Here is a 24674-nt window from a genome sequence, read left to right as displayed (position 1 = left end):
CGGGCACATAGGGAAACTCCCATGCAAACCCAGCTCAACCCGTCCGAAATCAGCGAACTGATCAAGACCCGCATCGAGAAGGTCAAGCTGGCCGCCGAGGCGCGCAACGAAGGCACCGTCACCTCGGTGTCCGACGGCATCGTGCGCATCCACGGCCTGGCCGACGTGATGCAGGGCGAAATGATCGAGCTGCCGAACAGCACCTTCGCCCTGGCCCTGAACCTGGAGCGCGACTCCGTCGGCGCCGTGGTCCTGGGTGACTACGAGCACCTGCGCGAAGGCGACGTGGCCAAGACCACCGGCCGCATCCTCGAAGTGCCGACCGGTCCGGAGCTGCTGGGCCGCGTGGTGAACGCCCTCGGTGAGCCGATCGACGGCAAGGGCCCGATCAACGCCGCGCTGTCCGCGCCGGTGGAGCGCGTGGCGCCGGGCGTGATCTGGCGCAAGTCGGTCGACCAGCCGGTGCAGACCGGTTACAAGTCGGTCGACTCGATGATCCCGATCGGCCGCGGCCAGCGCGAGCTGATCATCGGTGACCGCCAGACCGGCAAGACCGCGATGGCCATCGACGCCGTGATCAACCAGAAGGGCACCGGCATCAAGTGCGTGTACGTCGCGATCGGCCAGAAGGCCTCGACCGTGGCCAACATCGTGCGCAAGCTGGAAGAGAACGGCGCGCTGGCCCACACCATCGTCGTCGCCGCCACCGCGTCCGAATCGGCCGCGATGCAGTACATCAGCGCCTACTCCGGTGCGACCATGGGTGAGTACTTCATGGATCGCGGCGAAGACGCCCTGATCGTGTACGACGACCTGTCCAAGCAGGCCGTGGCCTACCGCCAGATCTCGCTGCTGCTGAAGCGTCCGCCGGGCCGCGAAGCCTACCCGGGTGACGTGTTCTACCTGCACAGCCGCCTGCTCGAGCGCGCCGCCCGCGTGTCCGAGGAGTACGTCGAGCAGTTCACCAACGGTGCGGTGAAGGGCAAGACCGGCTCGCTGACCGCGCTGCCGATCATCGAGACCCAGGCCGGCGACGTGTCCGCGTTCGTGCCGACCAACGTGATCTCGATCACCGACGGCCAGATCTTCTTGGAAACCGACCTGTTCAACGCCGGCATTCGCCCGGCCGTGAACGCCGGTATCTCGGTGTCGCGCGTCGGTGGCGCCGCCCAGACCAAGATCATCAAGAAGCTGTCGGGCGGCATCCGTATCGCCCTCGCCCAGTACCGTGAGCTGGCTGCGTTCGCGCAGTTCGCCTCGGACCTGGACGAAGCCACCCGCAAGCAGCTCGAGCGCGGCCAGCGCGTCACCGAGCTGATGAAGCAGAAGCAGTACGCGCCGATGTCGATCGCGCTGCAGGCCCTGTCGATCTACGCCGTCAACGAGGGTTACCTCGACGACGTGCCGGTCAACAAGATCCTGGCGTTCGAGGAAGGCCTGCACGCCCACTTCGTCAACACCCAGGGTGCGCTGATCGACCAGATCAACAGCACCGGCAACTGGAACGACGACATCGAAGGTGCCTTCAAGAAGGGCATCGGCGAGTTCAAGACCACCGGTTCCTGGTAAGCCCGATCCGGGCATTCCGGATCAGCTAGTCATCCGCGCGGGCTCCGGCCCGCGTCGTTGAGTCCAAGCAGAAGAGAGCAGCATGGCAGGCGGACGCGAAATCAAGACGAAGATCAAGAGCGTGCAGAACACCCGCAAGGTGACGCGCGCGCTCGAGATGGTCTCGGCCTCCAAGATCCGCAAGGCGCAGGAGCGCATGCGGGTATCGCGCCCCTACGCGCGCGTGATGAAGCAGGTGATCGGCCACCTGGCCCAGGCCAACAGCGATTACCAGCACCCGTACATGGCCGAGCGCAAGGAGATCAAGCGCGTCGGTTACATCGTGGTGTCGTCCGACCGCGGCCTCGCCGGCGGCCTGAACAACAACATGTTCCGCAAGCTCGTGGCCGAGTTCCGCAAGTGGCAGGAACAGGGCGTCGAGGTCGACGTGGTCACCATCGGCCAGAAGGCCTCGGTGTTCTTCCGTCGGCTGCACGTCAACATGCTGGCCTCGGTGACCCACCTGGGCGACCAGCCCAAGCTCGACCAGCTGGTGGGCGTGGTCAAGGTGGTGCTGGATGGCTACAGCGCCGGCAACATCGACCGCGTGTTCGTCTGCTACAACGACTTCGTCAACACGATGGTGCAGCGCGCGGCGTTCGACCAGCTGCTGCCGTTGCCGCCGTCGGATGCGCCCGTCGCCAAGCACGACTGGGACTACATCTACGAGCCCAGCGCCGAAGGCGTGCTGGACCACGTGCTGACCCGCTACATCGAGTCGCTGGTGTACCAGGCGGTGCTCGAGAACGTCGCCTCCGAGCATGCCGCGCGCATGGTCGCGATGAAGGCCGCGTCCGACAATGCCAACAAGCTGATCGGCACCTTGCAGCTGGTCTACAACAAGGCCCGCCAGGCAGCGATCACCCAGGAAATTTCGGAAATCGTCGGCGGCGCCGCGGCGGTCTGATCCCGGGTTTGAACACACATTCCGGCACGGGCAGCCGCCCGGGCCACACAGATTTGAAGTTAGAGGAAACCACAATGAGCCAGGGCAAGATCGTTCAGATCATCGGTGCCGTTGTCGACGTCGAGTTCCCGCGTGAGTTCGTGCCGAAGGTGTACGACGCACTGAAGGTCGACGGCACCGCGATCACGCTGGAAGTGCAGCAGCAGCTGGGTGACGGCGTCGTCCGCACCATCGCCCTCGGTTCGACCGACGGCCTGAAGCGCAACCTGATCGCCAACAACACCGGCAAGGGCATCTCGGTGCCGGTCGGCGCCGGTACGCTGGGTCGCATCATGGACGTGCTCGGCCGCCCGATCGACGAGGCCGGCCCGGTGCAGGCGTCCGACCATTGGGAAATCCACCGCGCGGCCCCGTCGTACGAAGACCAGTCCTCGGCCAACGAGCTGCTGGAAACCGGCATCAAGGTCATCGACCTGATGTGCCCGTTCGCCAAGGGCGGCAAGGTCGGCCTGTTCGGCGGCGCCGGCGTGGGCAAGACGGTCAACATGATGGAACTCATCAACAACATCGCCAAGGCGCACTCGGGTCTGTCCGTGTTCGCCGGCGTGGGCGAGCGTACCCGCGAGGGCAACGACTTCTACCACGAGATGAAGGACTCCAACGTCCTCGACAAGGTGGCGATGGTGTACGGCCAGATGAACGAGCCGCCGGGCAACCGCCTGCGCGTCGCGCTGACCGGCCTGACCATGGCGGAGTACTTCCGTGATGAGAAGGACGCGTCGGGCAAGGGCAAGGACGTGCTGCTGTTCGTCGACAACATCTACCGCTACACCCTGGCCGGTACCGAAGTGTCGGCGCTGCTGGGCCGCATGCCGTCGGCGGTGGGTTACCAGCCGACCCTGGCCGAGGAAATGGGCGTCCTGCAGGAGCGCATCACCTCGACCAAGACCGGTTCGATCACCTCGATCCAGGCCGTGTACGTGCCCGCGGACGACCTGACCGACCCGTCGCCGGCGACCACCTTCGCCCACCTCGATGCCACCGTCGTGCTGAGCCGTAACATCGCGTCGCTGGGTATCTACCCGGCCGTCGATCCGCTGGACTCGACTTCGCGCCAGCTGGACCCGAACGTGATCGGCAACGAGCACTACGACACCGCCCGTCGCGTGCAGGCCACCCTGCAGAAGTACAAGGAGCTCAAGGACATCATTGCGATCCTGGGCATGGACGAACTGTCGGAAGAAGACAAGCAGGCCGTGTCGCGCGCGCGCAAGATCGAGCGCTTCTTCTCGCAGCCGTTCCACGTGGCCGAGGTGTTCACGGGTTCGCCGGGCAAGTACGTGTCGCTGAAGGACACCATCCGCGGCTTCAAGGGCATCGTCGAGGGCGAGTACGACCACCTGCCGGAGCAGGCGTTCTACATGGTCGGCTCGATCGAAGAGGCGGTCGAGAAGGCCAAGAAGATGAGCGCGGGCTGATCGCCCATCCTCGCTTCCGCACCTGATCAACCAAGGAAATCCTGATGAGCACCACCTTCCGTTGCGACATCGTCAGCGCCGAGAACGAGATCTTCCACGGTGACGCCGAGCTGTTGGTGGCGACCGGCGAGATGGGCGAGCTCGGCATCGCGCCGCGCCACGCGCCGCTGATCACGCGGTTGAAGCCGGGCAAGGTCGTGGTGACCTTGCCGGGTGGCGAGCAGGTCGACATCGCCATTTCCGGCGGCATCCTCGAGGTGCAGCCGCAGGTGGTGACGGTGTTGGCCGACACCGCGATCCGCGCCGAGGACATCGACGAGGCCAAGGTGCGCGCGGCGAAGGAAGAGGCCGAGCGCATCCTCGCCAAGAAGGATCCGAAGATGAGCCTTGAGGAGGCCCAGACCCAGCTGGCGATGAGCATCGCCCAGTTGAGCGCGCTGGAGCGCCTGCGCAAGAACCTCAAGCACTGAGCCTGCGGGCGAGGTGGTTGCGAAAACGCCGGCCCTGGGCCGGCGTTCTTGTTTCTACTTGCGGTAGACCCAGTGGCGCGACATGAAGAAGCCCAGCGCGCCCAAGGCCAGTTCCACCAGCGGTTTGGCCAGCCAGGCCCACTTCAGGCCCAGAGCGTCGTCGATCGTGGCGAGCGCCCAGGTACTGGCGGTGGTGGTTGCCAGCCACATGATCAGAAAGCGCAGCAACTGGCGCCGGCCGACCGTGGTGTCCGCGCCGGCAAAGGTGAACCGGCCGTTGGCCCAGAAACCCAGTGAGGCGCCGCTGATGCGCCCGGCAATGTTTGCCCATTCGACCGCGACGCCCAGATGGCTCAGGCCGACCATCACGCCCCAATCCAGCAACCACTGGACGATGCCGATCGCGAGGTAATGGCTGCCTTGCCTGGTCAGGTTCATTGCGCCGAACCCACGCTCGTGATCTGCCACAGCTCGGCATCGCCAAGGGTGGCGACGCGGTGGCCACTGCGTCGAAGGCCAGCATTCTCCGCAACACTGGCGCTGGCGGGCGTGGTCAGCACCCAGCGGATACCGTGGCGTCCGAACAAGTCGGACCAGCGTGCTCCGGATGGGTCAGCCTCTGCCCAGGCGTGCGCCGCCTTGAGTTGCGGGTCGTGGTCGAACACCCCGCGACCGCGGCCGCCAAGCTCGGCGACATAGCCCCGCGCCGGGTTCGTCGCCAGCACCAGGCCGCCGTCGTCGGCTGGAATCTGCTGCAACAACATCCGCTCGGGCACGTAATAGGTGTAGACCGATGCCTCGTCGCCACCGGATCGGATCACGCGTTTCAACGCAGCCGAGTGATGCAGCCAGCCAGCATTGGCCTGGAACGCCAGGTTGAGCGCGCAAGCGGCCAGCAGCACCCAGCGAAAGGCGCGCGCGCCAAACCGCGCCTCGCCGAGCGGTACCTGTACCAGGACCAGCAACAGCAGGCCCGGATAGGCATACCGTACGTACTGCATCGGCAGGAGCGGCAGCAGCAGGGCGAGGGACATCGCCAGTGCAAGAACCCGAGTCTCCCTGTGCAGCAGCGCAACCAGCCAAGCCCCGGACAGCGCAATGAGGCTGAAACCAATCCCGCCATCCCAGGCCTCGACGTAGCGGTCGGTGTCGAACACCATCTGCCACGGCAGCAGCGGCCCGAATCCAGCGAACCAGCGCGCGTCGCGGTAGTTTTCTTCGGTCGGGAAGTAGGGCGACTGGAAGAATCCATTGAACAACGGCAATACCGGATTGCCCGTCTGCCACCACGCCTGCCAGTAGCTGGAGCCTCCGACGACCAGCACGATGAACACTGCCAGCGGAAGTCGTCGCCACGGGATCCCATGCCGGTGGCGCCAGCCACCGTAGGCGAGCAGGGGCAGCGCGGACAGCACGTGGACTCCCTTGAGCGCGACGAGCGCGCCGAAGAGGATCGCACCGGGGATCAAGCGGCCGCCGGTCGCGCCCTCGCTTGGGGGTAGGACTATCACCGCCACGAGTGCCGCGAGTAGCGCGGTCGCCGCAAGTTCGGTCTGCATCCCCCCGGCCATCCACACCAGCGGCGGCAGGCTTGCAAACAGCGCCAACGCGGCCCAGCGCTCGGTGGGGCGTGCGCCGATGCCGGCACTGGCCGACCATACGCCGCCGGCAGCTACCGCAAGCCACAGCGCGTTAAGTCCACCTCGTGCGTGTTCTCCGGCGAGCACCGCGGCAAAGCCCTGCAGCGCGTCGCCAGCCCAAGGGGCGTAGGACCAGACCTGATGCACGGGGTCTGGGCGGTACTCGCCGTACATGAGCAGTTGTGTGGGCAGGCCCAGGTGATAGGCCAGGTCGTCGACCTGCATGGTCGGCAGCCAGCATGCGGTCGAGGCCAAGCCGAGCAGGCCGACGGCCAGCGCCGCCCAACGCGGCGAACCGGCCACCGCCGCGCGCCAGCCGCGTGTGGCGTCCATCAGGCTTTCCCGCAACTGGTGTCGCCGCCACAGCAGCAGGCCTGCGACCACCGGCCACCATGACCAGGCGAAGTGCACTGGCCAAGTCAGGATCCAGCCGCCCAATCCCGCGATCAGCCCCAGCCCCAACGCCGTCGCCACGGCCAGCGGAACAGGCACGCCAGCCACACGCCATATACCCCCCAACGCCGCGGCGGCCACGGCGAGTCCGAAGGTACCCAAAACCTGCATGGGGCCGAGGAAACCCACCAGCGCCAGCACCCATACCAGCGCCAACCCCGATGCCCAGCTCCATCCCGCGAAGCGGCGAAGTGGCCAGGCGAGGGCCGCTGCCATCAGCGACAGCACGAGCGACAGGCCCAGCCGCTCCCAGGGCAGCACGGTCCACATGCGATTCAGCGCGAATCCGGCGGCCAACAATGCGAACCCGCCAAACAGGCTCCAGCGCCGGGCAGAAGCATTGGCATCCTCCGCCCATGTCCTCGCCCCGGGGCGACTTGTATCCTCGATCATCCCATCCAGCCCGGCTGCGTGCGCAGCGTCCTGCAACCCGCGATCATAACAACGCCGGACGGTAGAATTGCCGGAGCCATTTCCCGGGAGTCCGCATGTCCGCACCGCTGCACGTCGTCATCCTCGCCGCTGGCGAAGGCAAGCGCATGAAATCGGTGGTGCCGAAGGTGCTGCAGAAGGTCGCGGGCAAGCCCATGCTCGGCCACGTGGTGGATACGGCGCGCGCGTTGCACCCGGCTGGCATCCACATCGTCTACGGCCACGGCGGCGACCAGGTACGCGACGCCTTCGAAGGCGATGCCGACCTGTACTGGAGCGAGCAGGCGCAGCGCCTGGGCACCGGCCACGCCCTGCAGCAGGCGATGCCCGAAGTGCCGCTGGATGCGCGCGTGCTGGTGCTGTACGGCGATGTACCGCTGATCGCCGCCCACACCCTGGAGCGCCTGTTGGCCGCGCCGGGGCGACTGGCGGTCCTGGTGGCCGACCTGGAGGACCCCACCGGCTACGGACGCATCGTCCGCGACGCGGAGGGGCGGGTGGGTGCCATCGTCGAGCACAAGGACGCCACGCACGAACAGCGTGAGATCCGTACCGTCAACACCGGCATCCTCGTGGCCGATGGTGAACCGCTGCGCCGCTGGCTCGCCGACCTGGGCAACGAGAACGCGCAGGGCGAGTACTACCTGACCGATGTGTTCGCCGCCGCCGCCGCCGAATTCAGCGCCGCCGAGATGGTGCACGTGGGCGAGCCGATCGAGGTCGAGGGCGCCAACGATCCGTGGCAACTGGCACAGTTGGAGCGCGCCTTCCAGCTCCGGCAGGCGCGAGCGCTGTGCGTGGCCGGAGCGCGCCTGGTCGACCCGGCGCGGCTCGACGTGCGCGGCGTGGTCAGCGTGGGACGCGATGTCGAGATCGATGCCAACGTCGTGCTGGAAGGCACGGTCGAGCTCGCCGATGGCGTGCGCATCGGCCCCTTCTGCCGGCTGAAGGACGTCAAGCTGGGCCCGGGCACCGAAGTGCGCGCGCATTGCGACCTGGACGGGGTGGTGGTGGAAGGCGCCGCCAGCATCGGCCCGTTCGCGCGGCTGCGTCCGGGCACCGTGCTGGCCGACGGCGTGCACATCGGCAACTTCGTCGAGACCAAGAACGCGCGGCTGGGCGTGGCCAGCAAGGCCAACCACCTGTCGTACCTGGGCGACGCGGTCGTGGGCAGCGGGGTCAACGTCGGCGCCGGCACCATCACCTGCAACTACGACGGGGTGAACAAGTCGACGACGACCATCGAGGACGGGGCATTCATCGGGTCCAACAGTTCGTTGGTGGCGCCGGTGACGGTGGGGCGGGACGCGACCTTGGCCGCGGGCACCGTGTTGACCCGCAATGCGCCGCCCGGGCAGCTGACCGTCGCGCGGGCTCGCCAGTCCACGGTGGAAGGCTGGAAGCGCCCGGAGAAAAAACCCCGCTGAGGGCCACACCGGGAGCAGGGGGAAGCCGCGCTAGAATGGACCGTCCCCTACCCCGGAAACTGCCCCTCCATGTGCGGAATTGTTGGTGCGATCGCTGGCCGTGATGTCGTCCCTGTCCTCGTCGAAGGCCTGAAGCGGCTGGAGTACCGCGGTTACGACTCGGCGGGCATCGCGGTGCTCGACCATGGCGACGTGCGCCGTGTGCGCCGCACCGGCCGCGTCGCGGAAATGGAGGCCGCGGCGCAAGCCGAAGGCTTCCACGCACAGCTGGGCATCGGCCACACCCGCTGGGCCACCCACGGGGGCGTCACAGAAGCCAATGCCCATCCCCATGTCAGCTTTGGCGAACTGGCGGTGGTGCACAACGGCATCATCGAGAACCACGAGGCGCAGCGCGAGCGCCTCAAGGGCCTCGGCTACACCTTCGAGTCGCAGACCGATACCGAGGTGATCGCCCACCTGGTGCACTACCACCAGCAGCAGGGCCTGGACCTGCTGGCCGCGGTGCAGGCGGCCGTGCGCGAACTGGAGGGCGCCTACGCCATCGCCGTGGTGAGCAAGCGCGAGCCGGAGCACATGGTGTGCGCGCGCATGGGCTGCCCGCTGCTGGTCGGCCTGGGCGAAGGCGAGAACTTCGTCGCCAGCGACGTGTCCGCGATCGTGCAGGCCACGCGCCGCGTGATCTTCCTGGAAGAGGGCGACACCGCTGACGTGACCCGCGAAGCCGTGCGCGTGTTCGATGCTGCGGGCAATGAGATCAACCGCGGCGTGCACCTCTCCGACGTCTCACTGGCCTCGCTGGAGCTGGGCCCGTACCGCCACTTCATGCAGAAGGAGATCCACGAACAGCCGCGAGCCATCGCCGACACCATCGAGGCGGTGATCGACAACCAGGGCTTCTCCGCGTCGCTGTTCGGCGCCAACGCCGAAGAGGTCCTACGCGACGTCGAAGGCGTGCAGATCCTGGCCTGCGGCACCAGCTACTACGCTGGCATGACCGCGCGTTATTGGATCGAGGCAATCGCGGGACTGCCGTGCTCGGTCGAGATCGCCAGCGAGTACCGGTACCGCGCAGCCGTCGCCAACCCGAAACACCTGGTGGTGACGATCTCGCAGTCGGGCGAAACATTGGACACGATGGAGGCGCTGAAGTACGCCAAGTCGCTGGGCCAGGCCAAGACGCTGTCGATCTGCAACGTGCCGGAGAGCGCCATTCCCCGTGCAAGCGCATTGGTCTACTACACCCGCGCCGGCGCCGAGATCGGCGTGGCGTCGACCAAGGCCTTCACCACCCAGCTGGTGGCGTTGTTCACCCTGACCTGTACCCTGGCCAAGCTCAAGGGCCGCCTGACGGCCGAGCAGGAGACCGGTTACCTGGACGCCCTGCGCCAGCTGCCGGGCAGCGTGCAGCACGCGCTGAACCTGGAGCCGCAGGTGCAGGTCTGGTCGGAACGTTTCGCGCCCAAGCAGCATGCGCTGTTCCTGGGGCGTGGCGTGCATTACCCGATCGCGCTGGAAGGTGCGCTCAAGCTCAAGGAGATCTCCTACATCCACGCCGAGGCCTACCCGGCGGGCGAGCTCAAGCACGGCCCGCTTGCGCTGGTCGACGAGGCGATGCCGGTGGTGGTGATCGCGCCGAACGACAGCCTGCTCGAGAAGGTGAAGTCCAACATCCAGGAAGTGCGCGCGCGCGGCGGCGAGATGTTCGTGTTCGCTGACCTCGACAGCCACTTCGGCGAGTCAGAGCAGGTGCACGTGATCCGCACGCCGCGCCACGTGGGCGTGCTGTCGCCGATCGTGCATGCGATCCCGGTGCAGTTGCTGGCGTACCACGCCGCCTTGGCGCGGGGCACCGACGTGGACAAGCCGCGCAACCTGGCGAAGAGCGTTACCGTCGAGTAAGGTGGATTCGCAGAAGGCCGCACGAAAAAGCCCGCTTGGTGCGGGCTTTTTCATTGCAGTCCCGCGGACATGCGGGCAGGACGGACTCAGTCCTCGTCGCCCTCAGGCTCCGGCTCCGGGCTGGCTTCAAATCCGTCGACCCCACCCCCGTCATGCATGGTGGTGGTCACCGGACCCGCCGGCGGACGGTAGCGCGGCGGAGGCAGCAACGCGATCGCGGCCTCCGCGGCGCTGACCAGTTCAGTGCGTCGCGCGTCGGGTACTTCCTGCCAATGCCGGTCGGTGAGCGCACCCTCGATCGCGTACAGCAGGTTGAGCGTGGGTTTGAACCCCGCACGCTTGACCCGCATGAACGCCTCCACCGTACCGACCGCAGCGATGTCGTCCTGGGTGCGCAGTCCCACCTGACGCAACCAGGCGGCCGACTTGGGCCCGATGTTCCGCAGCTTCTCGTTACTCAAGCGATCGACTCCACGAAGACCTTGGCGATGGCTTCCAGCCCGGATTGGTCATCCGTGGAAAAGCGGTTGAGCTCCGGACTGTCGAGGTCAAACACCCCGATCAGCGAGCCGTCAGCAGCCACCAGCGGCACCACCAGTTCAGACCGCGAGGCCGAGTCGCAGGCGATGTGGCCGGGAAAGGCCTCCACGTCCTCCACCCGCTGCGTCTGCCGGGTCTGCGCGGCCGTGCCGCACACGCCCTTGCCCAACGGGATGCGCACGCAGGCGGGCAGGCCCTGGAACGGCCCCACCACCAGCTCCGTGCCATCGAAGAAGTAGAAGCCCACCCAATTCAATGCCGGCAGCGCCTGGTACACCAGCGCCGACAGGTTGGCGGCGTTGGCGACGCGGTCGCGCTCGCCGTGCACCAGCGCACGGGCCTGTTCGGCCAACTGCGCATACTGCTCGTGCTTGCTGCCGCTTAAACTGTTGCTGGTGAACATCGTGATGAATCCCCCTCCGCTGGAGTCTATCAGCCCTGCACGGGGTGCCGACGGTTGTCGATGATGCCCGTGGACCGCCTGTTCGTCACCGGCACCGATACCGGCATCGGCAAGTCCGTGGCCAGTGCCGCATTGCTGCACGCGCTGCGTCGCGAGGGCCGGAGCGCGGTCGGCATGAAGCCGGTGGCCAGCGGTTGCGAGCGGCACGCCGAAGGCTGGCGCAACGAGGATGCACTGCTCCTGCAGGCCGCCAGCGCGCCCCGACCAGACTACGCGGATGTGAACCCCTTTGCCCTGCCGGAACCACTGGCACCCGAGTTGGCGGCGGCCAGTGCCAACGTGTCCATCACCCTGGAGCCGATCCGGTCCGCGTTCGCACGCCTGCGGGCGCAGGCTGACTGCGTGGTGGTGGAAGGCGTGGGCGGCTGGGCGGCGCCGCTGACAGCCACGCTCGACCAGATCGACCTGGTCCGCGCGCTGGAGTTGCCGGTGGTCATGGTGGTGGGCCTGCGCCTGGGCTGCATCAACCACGCGCGGTTGACCCGGCAGGCCATCGAGGCGTCCGGCGCACGGTTGGTGGGCTGGATTGCCAACGACATCGATCCGGCGATGGCGCGCGCGGACGACAACTTCGCCATTCTTCACCGCTACCTGGCCGTGCCCTGCTGGGGACGCTTGCCCCATGCCACGACGCCCGATCCCGCACAGTTGGCCCACAACCTCATCGGGCCGCGTTAACCGCCAAGCGGCCTTTGCGTGGACCGTGGCCGTTAACGGGACTAATGGCACGGGCGTGGCCGCCCGCCCCGCCAGCTAAACTGGTCAGTACACGAAATCCCCCCGCGAGGCCCAGGATGCGCCGCACCCATCTCTTCTCCGCCGTATTGGTCGTCGTGCTGTCCATCACCGCATGCGGCGGCAAGCAGGAACCGGGCGCAGGTGGCGGCGGTGGACCGCCGGGCGGCATGCAACTGCCGGTGGAGACGGTAACGCTGCAGCCGCAGGCGCTGGCCGGTGGCCTGCAGACCGTGGGCAGCCTGCGTGCGGACGAGTCGGTGGTGATGCGGCCGGAAGTCGGCGGGCGCATCACCCGCATCCACTTCACCGAAGGCGGCCGCGTGGTCGCGGGGCAACCGTTGTTCACGCTCGATGGCGCCCTTGCCCAGGCGAGCCTCAACGAGGCGGCCGCCAATCTGGAGAACAGCCGTAGCACCATCGCGCGCGCCGAGCAGCTCAGCGCGCAGAAACTCATCGCGCAGTCCGACCTGGACAAGGCGCGCGCGCAGCTGGGCGTCGACCAGGCGCGCGTGGCCTCGGCGCGCACCGCGCTGTCGAAGATGACCCTGCGCGCACCGTTCTCCGGCCAGGTGGGCCTGCGCAGCGTCAGCGTCGGCGAGTTCGTCAACGCCGGCCAAGACCTGGTCACGCTGGTGAAGCTGGACCCGATCGAAGTCGATTTCAGCGTGCCCGAGACCGTGCTGGATCAGCTGCGCAACGGGCAGAAGATCGACATCATCGTCGACGCGTTCCCCGGTGATGCGTTTGGCGGCAAGGTGGTGGCCATCGACCCCGTCATCGATCCCAACACCCGTAGCGCCAAGCTGCGCGCGCAGATCCCCAATCCCGATTTCCGCCTGCGCCCGGGCCAGTTCGCCAAGCTGCAACTCGACACCGGCACTGGCAATGCCAAGGCGCTGATGGTGCCCGAGCAGGCGATGATGCAGGACGGCGATACCCGCTTCGTCTACCTCGTGGTGGACGGCAAGGCGAAGAAGACCACGGTCAAGACCGGCACGCGGACGCCGGGCTTGGTGCAGGTGGTGGAAGGGCTGAAGGCGGGTGACGTGGTCATCACCGCCGGCCAGGCCAAGCCGATGATGCGGGACGGCGTGTCGGTGATGTCGCTGCCCCCGCAGGGGGCTGGCGGCGACAAGCCGGCCGCAGGCGCGCCCAAGGCGCCCGCGGCCGCGCGCGAGCCCGCCAAGGCCGGTACGGACAAGCCCGCCAACGGCGGCTGAGGAAGGGAATCCCCATGGTCCTCTCCGACATCTCCATCCGCCGCCCGGTCTTCGCGACGGTGATCAACCTGGTGGTGCTGCTGGTCGGCATCATCGCCTACGACCGGCTCGCGGTCCGGTTGATCCCCAACGTCGACACGCCGGTCGTCACCGTCAACACCAGCTACCCGGGCGCGAGCGCGCAGGTGATCGAGTCGCAGATCACCCAGCCGATCGAGGATGCGCTCTCCGGCGTGGAAGGCATCGAGTACATCTCGTCGGTCAGTCGCGAGCAGTCCAGCCAGGTCACGATCCGCTTCCGCCTGGATCGCGATCCCGACGGCGCTGCGTCCGACGTGCGCGATCGCGTCGGCCAGGCGCGCGACTTCCTGCCCGAGGAGGCCAACGAGCCGATCGTGCAGAAGCAGGAGGCCGACGCGCAGCCGATCATCTGGATGGCGTTCTCGTCCGACCGCCACAGCAAGACCGAGCTGGCCGACTTGGCCGACCGCCTGGTCAAGGACCGCGTGCAGACCATCCCCGGCGTCGCGCAGGCGCAGGTGTTCGGCGTGCGCTACGCGATGCGCGTGTGGCTCAATCCGCAGCGCCTGGCCGGCTTCGGGCTGACCCCGGTCGACGTGGAGAACGCATTGCGGGCGCAGAACGCCGAAATTCCGGCTGGCCGCGTGGAAGGCAGTACCCGCGAGTTCACCGTGCTGTCGGAAACCGACCTGCGCACCGCCGAGCAGTTCGGCGAGGTGATCCTGGGCAACAGCGGCGGTTACCTGGTGCGCCTGAAGGACGTGGCCAAGGTCGAGTTGGGCTCGCAGGAGGACCGCTTCCGCGCGCGCTTCAACGGCGTGGACGCGGTGCCGCTGGGCGTGGTCAAGCAGGCGGTGGCCAATCCGCTGGAGATCTCCGAGGCGCTGAAGGCGATGCTGCCGCAGATCCAGCGCACGTTGCCGGAGGGCGTGAAGGTCGCCATTGCCTACGACTCCACCATCTTCATCGAGAAGTCGATCGACGAGGTCTACAAGACCGTCGGCGAGGCGGTGCTGCTGGTCATCCTGGTGATCTTCCTGTTCCTGCGCAGCTGGCGCGCCACGCTGATCCCGCTGGTGACCATCCCGGTGTCGCTGGTGGGCGCGTTCGCGTTGATGTACGCCTTTGGTTTCACCATCAACACGCTGACGTTACTGGCCATGGTGCTGGCGATCGGCCTGGTGGTCGACGATGCCATCGTGATGCTGGAGAACATCTTCCGCCACGTGGAGGAGGGCATGCCGCCGTTCGAGGCGGCGCTGAAGGGCAGCAAGGAAATTGGCTTCGCGATCATCGCGATGACCCTGACGCTGGTGGCGGTGTACGTGCCGCTGGCGTTCTCCACCGGGCGCACCGGCAAGCTGTTCGTCGAGTTCGCGCTGACCCTGGCCGGCGCGGTGCTGGTGTCCGGCTTCACCGCGCTGACCCTGTCGCCGATGATGTCGTCCAAGCTGCTGAAGCACGAGAAGAAGCACGGCCGCTTCTACGCCGCCGGCGAGAAGGTGCTGCGCGGCATCGACAACACCTACCGCGCGGTGCTGAAGCGGGCGCTGTCGTTGAAGTTGATCGTCGCCGGCATCGGCGTGGCCATCCTGGCCGCCGCGATCGGAGTGTTCATGCTGCTGCCGCGTGAGTTGGCGCCGCAGGAGGACCAGGGCCTGGTGATCGGCTTCGGCATCGCACCTGAAGGCTCCACCGTGGAGTACACCGACAAGTACGCGCACGCGATGGAAGGCATGTTCGCCAAGGTGCCGGAAGTGGACCGCTACTTCCAGATCGTCGGTTTCCCGTCGATCACGCAGACCATCGGCTTCGTTGGCCTGGTTGACTGGGACGAGCGAACCCGCAAGTCGGCCGAGATCCAGGGCCAGCTGTTCCCGCAGTTCATGGGCATCCCGGGGGTGATGGCGTTCCCGGTGCTGCCACCGCCGCTGGGCCAGCAGGGCTTCGGCCAACCGGTGAGCTTCGTGGTGCAGAGCACGGGTACCTGGGAGGACCTGGGCGCGACGGTGCAGAAGCTGATGGCCAAGATGGCCGAGAACCCGCAACTGACCAACCCGGACACCGACCTCAAGCTGGACAAGCCGCAGCTGAAGATCGACGTCAACCGCGACAAGGTGGCCGCGGTCGGCAGCAACGTGGCCACGGTCGGCCGCACGCTGGAAACGCTGCTGGGCGGGCGCAACGTCACCCGCTTCAAGATGGGCAGCGAGCAGTACGACGTGATCGTGCAGACTGACGACGCCAACCGCCGCGTGCCCGGCGACCTGAGCAACATCTTCGTGCGCGCCGGCGATGGCCAGATGGTGCAGCTGTCCAACCTGGTGGACGTGCAGGAAACCATCGCGGCCAAGGAGTTGAACCACTTCAACAAGCTGCGCTCGGCGACCATCAGTGCGGGCCTCGCCCCGGGTTACTCCATGGGCGAGGCGCTGACCTGGATGGAAGGCGCGCTCAAGGAAGTCGCGCCGGAAGCGCAGTACGACCTGTCGGGCCAGAGTCGCGAATTCCGGGAGTCCTCCAGCGACTTCGCGATGATCTTCGTGCTGGCGCTGGCCTTCATCTTCCTGGTGCTGGCCGCACAGTTCGAGAGCTGGGTCGATCCGTTCGTGATCCTGCTGGCGGTGCCGCTGGCGGCGTTCGGCGCGTTCCTGGCGCTGAAGCTCACCGGTGGCAGCTGGAACATCTACTCGCAGATCGGCATCGTCACTTTGGTCGGCCTGATCGCCAAGCACGGCATCCTGATCGTGGAATTCTCCAACCAGTTGCAGGAGCAGGGCCGCAGCAAGCTGGATGCAGTGGTCGAAGCGTCCGCGTTGCGCCTGCGCCCGATCCTGATGACCACCGGCGCGATGGTGCTGGGCTCGTTGCCGCTGGCCATCGCCAGTGGTGCTGGTGCCGAGGCACGCAACCAGATCGGTTGGGTGATCGTCGGCGGCATGGGCATCGGCACCTTCTTCACCCTGTTCGTGGTGCCGGTGATGTACCTGCTGATCGGCCGCGACCACCAGAAGGTGGCCAAGGCCAAGGTGAAGGCGCCGGGCGCGTACTGACGCGCGCCTCAGGAGCCCGGCTCCAGTGGGCTCCTTGGCTTCCGTTGGGGAGTCGGGGCGCGGGACCATCCAAGTGAGGCAGCCCAGGCGGATCGTGATTGCCCAGTGCTACGCTTGCGCGGCGCGGGAGCCGCGCGGCCCAGCCCGTTCTGGTGCGGGGTCACACTTTCAGGATTATTGGGGAAACAGGATGCGTTCTCTCTTCTCGAGTGCTCTTTTGCTCGCCGGTCTGTCGTGGGCCACGCCGGGCGCTGCCCAGACGACCGCCACCTCGCCGTGCACGCAATGGATCACGGAAGTACCGGTAACCATTACCGCGCCGGGTTATTACTGCCTCAAGCAGAACATCAACACCAACCTCGTTGGCAGTGCCATTGGCATTGAGTCAAGCGACGTCACCGTCGATTGCCGCGGCCGCAGCATCAGCCACCAGGATCCCGCGAACGATGCGTTTGGCATCACGGGTGGGGGCTTTGGCCCCGTGCATGACGTCAAGGTCCGCGCCTGCAAGCTGGTCGATTTTGGTACCGGCATCGTCTTTGGACCCGGAAGTGACCGCGTTGAAATCGCGGGCAATGACATCGTGCGGCCCAAGCTCGATGGCATCGTGCTGTGGGGCAGCAACTCACGTATTACCGGCAACTCCGTTCTGGCCACGTCCAACCCGTTCTACGATTATTCGCGCAACATCACCGTGACGGCATTCCAGCCGGGAGTCCGTTCGACGGGCAACGTGATTTCGGGCAACACGGTCGCCGGCGCCCATGGCAATGGCACCATCTGGGGCATTCGCGTCGACATGTCGGATGACGTGCTGATCAACAACAATAACGTCCTCGACCTGCAGCCCAAGGACGGCGGCTATGCCGCAGCCATCGTCACCGACAGTCCTACCTCGCGCATCATGAACAACGTGATGATGTCCCGGGTGGGTACCAATTACGGCAACATGGGTAGCGCTGCCATTTGCTCGCGCAACCTCGCCATCGGCCTGACGGTGGCTGGTTTCGAGTGGTGCACCCAATCAGTGAACAACACCACGCAGCCGTAAGCGTGGTGAGTGCGAAAAAAGGCCCGGGAGACCGGGCCTTTTTCGTGACGCGGACCGGGAGGACGTCCGGGCAGCGCGCGCACGGACGCGCAAAAAAACACCCGGCCGCGAGGGCGGCCGGGTGGGGAGTTCCAGTGTGACTGGAGAGAGAGATCCGGTTACTTGGCCTTCGGCGCGGCAGCCTTGACCGCCTTGTCGACGTTGGCTTCGGCCTTCTTGGCGGCCGCTTCGAACTGGGCCTTGGTGATCTGGCCGATGGCCTCGTTGGCCTTCACGGTGCGGTCGACCACTTCCTGCGAAGCGGACACGGCGCGCTCCATGTTCTCGCGGGCGATCTGCACGCCCTTCGGGAACAGGGTCTTGGCGGCATCGAGGTCACGGGCCTCGGCGACTTCACCGAAGAATGCGAAAGTGGCGCTGGCGCGCTCTTCCAGGGCCGAGAGCTGCAGGCCGAAGACGGCCTCGGCATTCTCGAGGGCAATGCGGTTGATCTGGGCTGCCGTGTCCGCGAACTGGCGCGTGGCGGCGGCAAACTGTTCGTTGAACTGCTGGTACATGGCGGTGACTCCAGGATCGCCGGCAGGAATTGCCGGTTTGTGCGATGCAGCATATCGCCGCCAATGTTGCAATGCAACAATGAAATTGTGAACGGGGCTGGGGGCTTACGGCGCGGTTCATGCGGGATTGCCGGGCACGGCCGGAACCGTCAACAGCCCTTGCGACCGGTCGCCGCCTCCCGGGGTGACCGTGGCTTAGCATGGCTCCAACCAACCGGAGTCGCGATGGACTGGAACGAGGTCTTGAAGGGGCTGCTGACCGCCTTGGGCGTCGGCCTGCTGATTGGCGTGGTGCGCGAGCGCCACTACGGCCCCAACGTGAGCAAGGCGGGCGTGCGCACCCACGCCCTCGTGGCGCTGCTGGGAGCGGTGGCGATGGGCATGGGCATGCCGGCGTTCGTCACGCTGCTGCTGATCGTCGGTGCCTATGCGATTGCCGGGTACTGGAACAGCCACCGCGACGATCCAGGCCTCACCGGTGAAGTGGCGTTGCTGGTCTCGGCCATGCTGGGCGCACTGGCGCAGCAGGAGCCGGCCCTGGCAGCGGGGCTGGGCGTGGTGGCGGCGATCCTGCTGCAGGCCAAGCGGCCGTTGCAGCGCTTCACCCGCGAGCTGATCAGCGAGCGCGAGATGCAGGACGCGCTGCTGCTGGCCGCCGCGGCACTGGTGGTGATGCCGCTGCTGCCGGATCGCCCGCTCGACCCGTGGGGCGTTCTGCCGCCCCGCCTGTTGTGGAAGATCGTGGTGCTGGTGATGGCCGTGGGCATGCTCGGCCACATCGCGCTACGGGCCGTGGGCGCGCGCTGGGGACTGCCGGTGGCGGGATTCTTCTCGGGATTCGCGTCGTCCACGGCGGCGGTGGCCGGCTTCGGCCGGCGGGCGGCGGACAACCCGGCCCTGGTCGCGCCCGCGGGTGCCGCTGCACTGCTGGCCAACCTGGCATCGTTGCTGCTGTTCGTGGCGGTGATCGGCACGGTGGCGCCGCCACTGTTGGCCGCCACGGCGTGGCCGCTGACCGCCGCGGCGCTGGGACTGCTGGCCTTTGCGGCGCTCGGCCTGCATCGCGCGAATCACCTCGACGGGCTGCCGGCGGAACCGGAGCCGCGTGCGTTCCACCTCACCCATGCACTGCTGATCGCGGCCATCATCGCCGTGGTCCTGCTGTTGTCGGCGTGGTTGCGCCAGGTGTTCGGCGACGCCGGCGCCCTGGTCGCGGCCACGCTGGTGGCGCTAGCGGAAATCCATGCGGCGGCGGCCAGCATCGCCCAGCTGACCTCGGCCGGCGGGCTGCCCATCGAACATGCGCGCTGGGGCGTGGTGGCGCTGCTGGCGGCCGGCTCGCTGGCGAAACTCGTGTTGGCGCTGGTCAGCGGCGGCTGGCACTACGGCCGTTATGTCGGCGCGGGCCTGCTGGCGATGACGGGCGCGGCGGCCGTGGTGACGGCGCTCGCGCCCTACTAGGAGGTCAGCGGCCGCGGTACCGGCAGCCAGAAGTGCACGTCTCGTGCACCACGACTTCGCTCAGCAGGGGCAGGCCCGGCTTGAGCTGCTCCCAGATCCAGATGGCGAGGCGCTCACTGGTGGGGTTCTCAAGGCCGGGGATGTCATTGAGGTAGTGATGGTCAAGCTGGTCGTACAACGGCTGGAAGGCCTTCTTCACGTCGCCGAAGTCCATCACCCACCCGGTGTCCACGCCCACGTCGCCGCTGACGTGCAGTTCGACGCGGAACGAGTGGCCGTGCAGGCGCGCGCACTTGTGGCCCGGCGGCACATTGGGGAGCCGGTGCGCGGCTTCGAGGGTGAAGGCCTTGAAGATATCCATCGCCCATTCTCGCATGCGCGGCCGGGCCGCTGCCGCGCGTGCTGACGCGACGTTAAGGCGCCGTCCCTACACTGAAGGGATGACCCGGCATGCACTCCTCGTCGTGATCCTGGCAGGTGCGCTGGTCTTGCCGGCCCAAGCCCGCACCGTATACCGCTGCGTGCGCGACGGCACGGTGAGCCTGGCGACGGCGCCGGAGCCCGGGTCCCGGTGCAAGGCGCGCCATTTCGATGACAACGTCGCCAGGGTGCCCAACCTGTGGGGCGAGCTGGGCAAGGTCTCGGGCACCCTGTACGAACGTGTCCAGGACGGCCAGGTGGTGTACAGCACCCGCGAGTTGCCGGGGTCGACGCCCGTGCTGGGTTTCACCGTGGAAACACCGAAGGCTTCGCCGGCGCACTCCGGCCTCGGCAGCGTCGGCAAGCCGCGACTGGACCGCTACCCGGCCGAATTCCGTGCTGCCGCGTCGGCCACCAGGCTGGACGAGGCCTGGTTGCGGGCCATTGCGCATGCCGAGAGCGACTATGACGCGCGCGCGGTGTCAGCCAAGGGCGCCCGCGGGGTCATGCAGCTAATGCCCGACGTGGCGCGGGAGCAGGGCGTGCGCGATCCCTTCGTGCCATCGGAATCAATCCGTGGCGGCGCACGCCACCTGCGCCAGTTGCTGCAGCGTTACCGCGGCGACTACACCCGGGCCGCCGCGGCCTACAACGCCGGAGCGGGCGCGGTGGCAAAGCACGGCGGCGTGCCCCCCTATCGGGAGACGCTCGCCTACGTGGAGAAGGTCGCACGCTTGCACGCGAGTTACCGCGTGGCGCTGGGCAAGTCGCCGCTCAACGTCGTTGCTGGCCGATAGCGCCGCCGGCCGGGGGGTCAGAACGTCCCGGCGGGCACCCGCACCTGTCCTTCCATCAGCACGCGTGCGCTGCGGCTCATCACGGCCTTGGTCACCGTCCACTGACCGTTGACCTGTTGCACGTCGGCGCCCACGCGCAGGGTGCCCGAGGGATGGCCGAAGGTAACGACGCCACGCGTACCGCCCCCGGCGGCGGCGTTGACCAGCGTGCCCGGCACCGCGGCGGCAGTGGCGATCGCCACCGAGGCGGTGCCCATCATCGCGTGATGCAGCTTGCCCATCGACAGCGCACGCACGCGCAGGTCGATGTCCGCGGCGCTGACCTGCTTGCCGCTGGAGGCCGCGTAATCGGCGCTCGGCGCGACGAAGGCGACCTTGGGCGTGTGCTGGCGCTTGGCGGCTTCGGACACGTCCTTGATCAGGCCCATGCGCACGGCGCCGTGGGCGCGGATGGCCTCGAACATGGCCAGCGCCTTCGCATCGCCGTTGATCGCATCCTGCAGTTCGCTGCCGGTGTAGCCGATGTCGGCCGCATTGACGAACACGGTGGGGATGCCGGCATTGATCATCGTGGCCTTGAGCGTCCCCACACCCGGCACCTCAAGCTCATCGATGAGGTTGCCGGTGGGGAACATCGCGCCGCCACCATCGCCCTCACCCTCGTCGGCGGGGTCGATGAACTCCAGTACGATCTCCGCGGCGGGGAAGGTCACGCCGTCGAGCTCGAAGTCGCCAATCTCCTGGACTTGGCCGTTCGACACCGGCACGTGCGCGACGATGGTCTTGCCGATGTTGGCCTGCCAGATGCGCACCGTGCAGAGGCCGTCCTGCGGCACCCGCTCCGGATCGACCAGGCCGTTGGCGATCGCGAAGGGGCCGACAGCGGACGACAGGTTGCCGCAGTTGCCGCTCCAGTCGACGAACGCAGTGTCGATCGACACTTGGCCGTACAGGTAGTCGACATCGTGGTCGGGCACCGTGGCCTTGGAGATGATCACGCACTTGCTGGTGCTGGACGTCGCGCCGCCCATGCCGTCGGTGTGCTTGCCGTACGGGTCTGGCGAGCCGATCACGCGCATCAGCAGCGCGTCGCGCGCGGGGCCGGGGACCTGCGCCGCTTCCGGCAGATCCTGCAGGCGGAAGAACACGCCCTTGGAGGTGCCGCCGCGCATGTAGGTGGCGGGAATGCGGAGCTGGGGTGCGTAGGCCATGCGGAAGGATTCCTGGAGCGGCCCCGCGCTGGCGCGGGGCGGTGGCAAGGTTGATGGGACGGAAAGGCCCGGCCAGTTCCGGTCGCCCTGAACCAACGAGCCGTGCGGGCTCAGGCCGCCTTCGAGGACTCGAGGAAGTCGTTGGCGAAGCGCTGCAGCACGCCACCAGCCTCGTAGATCGACACTTCCTCGGCGGTATCAAGGCGGCAGGTCACCGGCACTTCCAGGCGCTCGCCGTTCTTGCGGTGGATGACCAGGGTCAGCGACGCGCGCGGCGTGCGCTCGCCGATGACGTCATAGGTCTCGGTGCCGTCGATGGCCAGCGTGTTGCGGTTGGTGCCCGGCTGGAACTCCAGCGGCAGCACGCCCATGCCGATCAGGTTGGTGCGGTGGATGCGCTCGAAGCCTTCGGCCACGATCGCCTCGACGCCCGCCAGGCGCACGCCCTTGGCCGCCCAGTCACGGCTGGAGCCCTGGCCGTAATCGGCGCCGGCAATGATGATCAGCGGCTGCTTGCGCTCCATGTAGGTCTCGATCGCTTCCCACATGCGGGTGACCTGGCCTTCCGGCTCGATCCGCGCCAGCGAACCCTGGCGCACGCTGCCGTCGTCCTTGCGCACCATCTCGTTGAACAGCTTCGGGTTGGCGAAGGTGGCGCGCTGCGCGGTGAGGTGGTCGCCGCGGTGGGTCGCGTAGGAATTGAAGTCCTCTTCCGGCAGGCCCATCTTGTCCAGGTACTCGCCCGCGGCGCTGTCCAGCAGGATCGCGTTGCTGGGGGATAGGTGGTCGGTGGTGATGTTGTCGCCCAGCACCGCCAGCGGACGCATGCCGCGCAGCGCGCGCTCGCCGGCCAGCGCGCCTTCCCAGTACGGTGGGCGGCGGATGTAGGTGCTCTGCGGGCGCCAGTCGTACAGCGGGCTCACCGCACCGCCGTGCTCCACGCGCACGTTGAACATCGGCTCGTACACCTTGCGGAACTGTTCGGGCTTCACCGCAGCCTTCATCACCGCGTCGATCTCGGCGTCGGTGGGCCACAGGTCCTTGAGGCGGATCTCGCGGCCGTCGACCACGCCCAGCACGTCCTTCTCGATGTCGAAGCGGATTGTGCCGGCGATGGCATAGGCCACCACCAGCGGCGGCGAGGCGAGGAACGCCTGCTTCGCGTACGGATGGATGCGGCCGTCGAAGTTGCGGTTGCCCGACAGCACGGCGGTCGCGTACAGGTCGCGGTCGATGATTTCCTGCTGGATCTTCGGGTCCAGCGCGCCGCTCATGCCGTTGCAGGTAGTGCAGGCGAATCCGACGATGCCGAAGCCCAGCCTCTCCAGGTCATCGGTGAGGCCGGCTTCGTCCAGGTACAGCGCCACGGCCTTGGAGCCGGGCGCCAGCGACGACTTGACCCAGGGCTTGCGCACCAACCCCAGCCGGTTCGCGTTGCGTGCCAGCAGGCCGGCGGCGATCACGTTGCGCGGGTTGGACGTGTTGGTGCACGAAGTGATGGCGGCGATGATCACCGCGCCATCGGGCAGCAGGCCTTGCGCTTCCTGCGCGCGCGCGGCCTCGAGGTTGCCTGCGATGCCGCGCTCGGCCAGCTGGGCGACCGGCAGCCGCGCATGCGGGTTGGACGGACCGGCCATCGTGCGCTCCACGCTGGACAGGTCGAAGTGCAGCGTGCGTTCGTACTGCGCGGTGCGCAGGTCGTCGGCCCACAGGCCGGCGGCCTTGGCGTAGGTCTCCACCAGCGCGACCTGCTCGTCGCTGCGGCCGGTCAGGCGCAGGTAGTCGAGGGTGTTGTCGTCGATGAAGAACATCGCCGCGGTGGCGCCATACTCGGGCGCCATGTTGGAGATGGTGGCGCGGTCGCCGATGGTCAGTGCCGCGGCGCCTTCCCCACGGAACTCCAGGTACGCGCCCACCACCTTCTGCTTGCGCAGGAACTCGGTCAGCGACAGCACGATGTCGGTGGCGGTGATGCCCGGTTGCGGCTTGCCGCTCAGCTCCACGCCCACGATGTCCGGCAGGCGCATCCACGAGGCGCGGCCGAGCATCACGTTCTCCGCCTCCAGTCCGCCCACGCCCACCGCGATCACGCCCAGCGCGTCCACGTGCGGGGTGTGGCTGTCGGTGCCCACGCAGGTGTCGGGGAAAGCCACGCCGTCCTGCACGTAGATCACCGGGCTCATCTTCTCCAGGTTGATCTGGTGCATGATCCCGTTGCCCGGCGGGATCACATCGACGTTGCGGAACGCCTGTTTGGTCCAGTCGATGAAATGGAAGCGGTCCTCGTTGCGGCGGTCCTCGATGGCCCGGTTCTTGGCGAAGGCATCGGGGTCGAAGCCGCCGCATTCGACAGCGAGCGAGTGATCCACGATCAGCTGCACCGGCACCACCGGGTTGACCTGCGCCGGATCGCCGCCCTTGTCGGCGATGGCGTCGCGCAGGCCGGCCAGGTCGACCAGCGCGGTCTGGCCGAGGATGTCGTGGCACACCACGCGCGCCGGGAACCACGGGAAGTCGAGGTCACGGCGGCGCTCCACCAACTGGCGCAGGTACGCGTCGCGCATCGCCGGGTCCGCCTTGCGCACGATGTTCTCGGCGTGGACGCGGGCGGTGTAGGGGAGGGTGGCCCAGGCGCCCGGCTGCAGGGCCTCGACGGCCTCGCGCGCGTCAAACCAGTCGAGTTTCGTGCCGGGCAGCGGCTTGCGGTGGGCGTTGTTCATGGCGGGCGATGGGGGGCTCGGGGACCGCAACGTGCGGCGAGGCCTCGATTTTACCCCGCGCTCCCAGAACCGTCGTCCCACGATGGTCTCAACCCCTGCGACCCG

At 67.5% G+C, this 24674-nt stretch carries 20 protein-coding genes; 12 read left to right on the top strand and 8 right to left on the bottom strand.

Annotated elements, in window-relative coordinates; genetic code table 11:
* The first annotated feature begins 21 nt into the window (after positions 1–21).
* The 4 genes from atpA (at position 22) to AC3ARF_RS12985 (ending at position 4463) form a co-directional block, all read left to right on the top strand.
* Positions 22–1569 (top strand): F0F1 ATP synthase subunit alpha, encoded by a 1548-nt coding sequence (atpA, locus tag AC3ARF_RS13000; protein WP_498928567.1) that lies wholly within the window; start codon positions 22–24, stop codon positions 1567–1569.
* An 82-nt stretch (positions 1570–1651) separates the two neighbouring features.
* Entirely contained in the window at positions 1652–2515 is an 864-nt protein-coding gene (gene atpG, locus AC3ARF_RS12995) for a F0F1 ATP synthase subunit gamma (RefSeq protein WP_498928565.1), read from the top strand.
* A gap of 74 nt (positions 2516–2589) precedes the next feature.
* Positions 2590–3993 carry a F0F1 ATP synthase subunit beta gene (gene atpD, locus AC3ARF_RS12990; protein ID WP_498928563.1) on the top strand — a complete coding sequence of 468 codons (1404 nt, stop codon included), beginning with the start codon at positions 2590–2592 and terminating at the stop codon, positions 3991–3993.
* 44 nt (positions 3994–4037) lie between these two features.
* On the top strand, positions 4038–4463 hold the full coding sequence (locus AC3ARF_RS12985; protein WP_498928561.1) for a F0F1 ATP synthase subunit epsilon: 426 nt from the start codon (positions 4038–4040) through the stop codon (positions 4461–4463).
* Positions 4464–4517: 54 nt separating this feature from the next.
* Here the strand turns inward: AC3ARF_RS12985 and AC3ARF_RS12980 are convergent, their stop codons facing one another.
* Both AC3ARF_RS12980 and AC3ARF_RS12975 read right to left on the bottom strand, forming a co-directional pair.
* Entirely contained in the window at positions 4518–4901 is a 384-nt protein-coding gene (locus AC3ARF_RS12980; RefSeq protein ID WP_498928559.1) for a GtrA family protein, read from the bottom strand.
* Positions 4898–6949, bottom strand: coding sequence for a hypothetical protein (locus tag AC3ARF_RS12975; RefSeq protein WP_498928557.1), 2052 nt, complete (start codon positions 6947–6949; stop codon positions 4898–4900). The genes AC3ARF_RS12980 and AC3ARF_RS12975 overlap by 4 nt, the downstream gene beginning before the upstream one ends.
* Positions 6950–7044: 95 nt before the next feature.
* On the opposite strand from AC3ARF_RS12975, the gene glmU reads away from it, so the two are divergent.
* Positions 7045–8415, top strand: a complete 1371-nt coding sequence (glmU, locus tag AC3ARF_RS12970) for a bifunctional UDP-N-acetylglucosamine diphosphorylase/glucosamine-1-phosphate N-acetyltransferase GlmU (RefSeq protein WP_498928556.1) — start codon at positions 7045–7047, stop codon at positions 8413–8415.
* A gap of 69 nt (positions 8416–8484) precedes the next feature.
* Positions 8485–10317 carry a glutamine--fructose-6-phosphate transaminase (isomerizing) gene (gene glmS, locus AC3ARF_RS12965; RefSeq protein ID WP_498928554.1) on the top strand — a complete coding sequence of 611 codons (1833 nt, stop codon included), beginning with the start codon at positions 8485–8487 and terminating at the stop codon, positions 10315–10317.
* A gap of 86 nt (positions 10318–10403) precedes the next feature.
* Here glmS and AC3ARF_RS12960 read toward each other — a convergent pair whose 3' ends face one another.
* Together AC3ARF_RS12960 and AC3ARF_RS12955 are read right to left on the bottom strand one after the other, a co-directional pair.
* Positions 10404–10778 carry a TfoX/Sxy family protein gene (locus AC3ARF_RS12960; RefSeq protein WP_498928552.1) on the bottom strand — a complete coding sequence of 125 codons (375 nt, stop codon included), beginning with the start codon at positions 10776–10778 and terminating at the stop codon, positions 10404–10406.
* Positions 10775–11260, bottom strand: coding sequence for a GAF domain-containing protein (locus AC3ARF_RS12955; RefSeq protein WP_498928550.1), 486 nt, complete (start codon positions 11258–11260; stop codon positions 10775–10777). Before AC3ARF_RS12955 ends, AC3ARF_RS12960 begins: the two co-directional genes overlap by 4 nt.
* A gap of 63 nt (positions 11261–11323) precedes the next feature.
* On the opposite strand from AC3ARF_RS12955, the gene bioD reads away from it, so the two are divergent.
* The 4 genes from bioD to AC3ARF_RS12935 all read left to right on the top strand — a co-directional run bounded on the left by bioD (position 11324) and on the right by AC3ARF_RS12935 (position 17403).
* Positions 11324–11998 (top strand): dethiobiotin synthase, encoded by a 675-nt coding sequence (bioD, locus tag AC3ARF_RS12950; protein WP_498928548.1) that lies wholly within the window; start codon positions 11324–11326, stop codon positions 11996–11998.
* A gap of 116 nt (positions 11999–12114) precedes the next feature.
* On the top strand, positions 12115–13278 hold the full coding sequence (locus tag AC3ARF_RS12945; RefSeq protein WP_498928546.1) for an efflux RND transporter periplasmic adaptor subunit: 1164 nt from the start codon (positions 12115–12117) through the stop codon (positions 13276–13278).
* A 14-nt stretch (positions 13279–13292) separates the two neighbouring features.
* The gene (locus tag AC3ARF_RS12940; protein ID WP_498928545.1) at positions 13293–16352 is read left to right on the top strand and encodes an efflux RND transporter permease subunit; all 3060 of its coding nucleotides are present in this window, start codon (positions 13293–13295) and stop codon (positions 16350–16352) included.
* Between the two features lie 190 nt (positions 16353–16542).
* Positions 16543–17403, top strand: coding sequence for a right-handed parallel beta-helix repeat-containing protein (locus AC3ARF_RS12935; RefSeq protein ID WP_498928543.1), 861 nt, complete (start codon positions 16543–16545; stop codon positions 17401–17403).
* A 158-nt stretch (positions 17404–17561) separates the two neighbouring features.
* Here AC3ARF_RS12935 and AC3ARF_RS12930 read toward each other — a convergent pair whose 3' ends face one another.
* Positions 17562–17960 (bottom strand): phasin family protein, encoded by a 399-nt coding sequence (locus AC3ARF_RS12930; RefSeq protein ID WP_498928541.1) that lies wholly within the window; start codon positions 17958–17960, stop codon positions 17562–17564.
* A gap of 225 nt (positions 17961–18185) precedes the next feature.
* On the opposite strand from AC3ARF_RS12930, the gene AC3ARF_RS12925 reads away from it, so the two are divergent.
* A complete protein-coding gene (locus AC3ARF_RS12925; protein WP_498928539.1) occupies positions 18186–19421 on the top strand; it encodes an MgtC/SapB family protein in 1236 nt (411 codons plus the stop codon).
* A gap of 4 nt (positions 19422–19425) precedes the next feature.
* Here the strand turns inward: AC3ARF_RS12925 and queD are convergent, their stop codons facing one another.
* Complete coding sequence (gene queD / locus AC3ARF_RS12920; protein WP_498928537.1) at positions 19426–19782, bottom strand: 6-carboxytetrahydropterin synthase QueD; 357 nt, start codon at positions 19780–19782, stop codon at positions 19426–19428.
* 79 nt (positions 19783–19861) lie between these two features.
* Here queD and AC3ARF_RS12915 point away from each other — a divergent pair, with 79 nt between their 5' ends.
* Positions 19862–20638: a lytic transglycosylase domain-containing protein gene (locus AC3ARF_RS12915; RefSeq protein ID WP_498928535.1), complete on the top strand. Its 777-nt coding sequence runs from the start codon at positions 19862–19864 to the stop codon at positions 20636–20638.
* A 17-nt stretch (positions 20639–20655) separates the two neighbouring features.
* Here the strand turns inward: AC3ARF_RS12915 and prpF are convergent, their stop codons facing one another.
* Positions 20656–21849, bottom strand: coding sequence for a 2-methylaconitate cis-trans isomerase PrpF (prpF, locus tag AC3ARF_RS12910; RefSeq protein ID WP_498928533.1), 1194 nt, complete (start codon positions 21847–21849; stop codon positions 20656–20658).
* Between the two features lie 110 nt (positions 21850–21959).
* The gene (gene acnD / locus AC3ARF_RS12905) at positions 21960–24569 is read right to left on the bottom strand and encodes a Fe/S-dependent 2-methylisocitrate dehydratase AcnD (RefSeq protein ID WP_498928531.1); all 2610 of its coding nucleotides are present in this window, start codon (positions 24567–24569) and stop codon (positions 21960–21962) included.
* Between the last annotated feature and the right edge of the window lie 105 nt (positions 24570–24674).

It is taken from the genome of Lysobacter sp. KACC 24251, assembly GCF_057747755.1.
The sequence above is the reverse complement of the archived record's forward strand: the minus strand, read 5'-3'. Positions and strand labels throughout refer to the sequence as shown.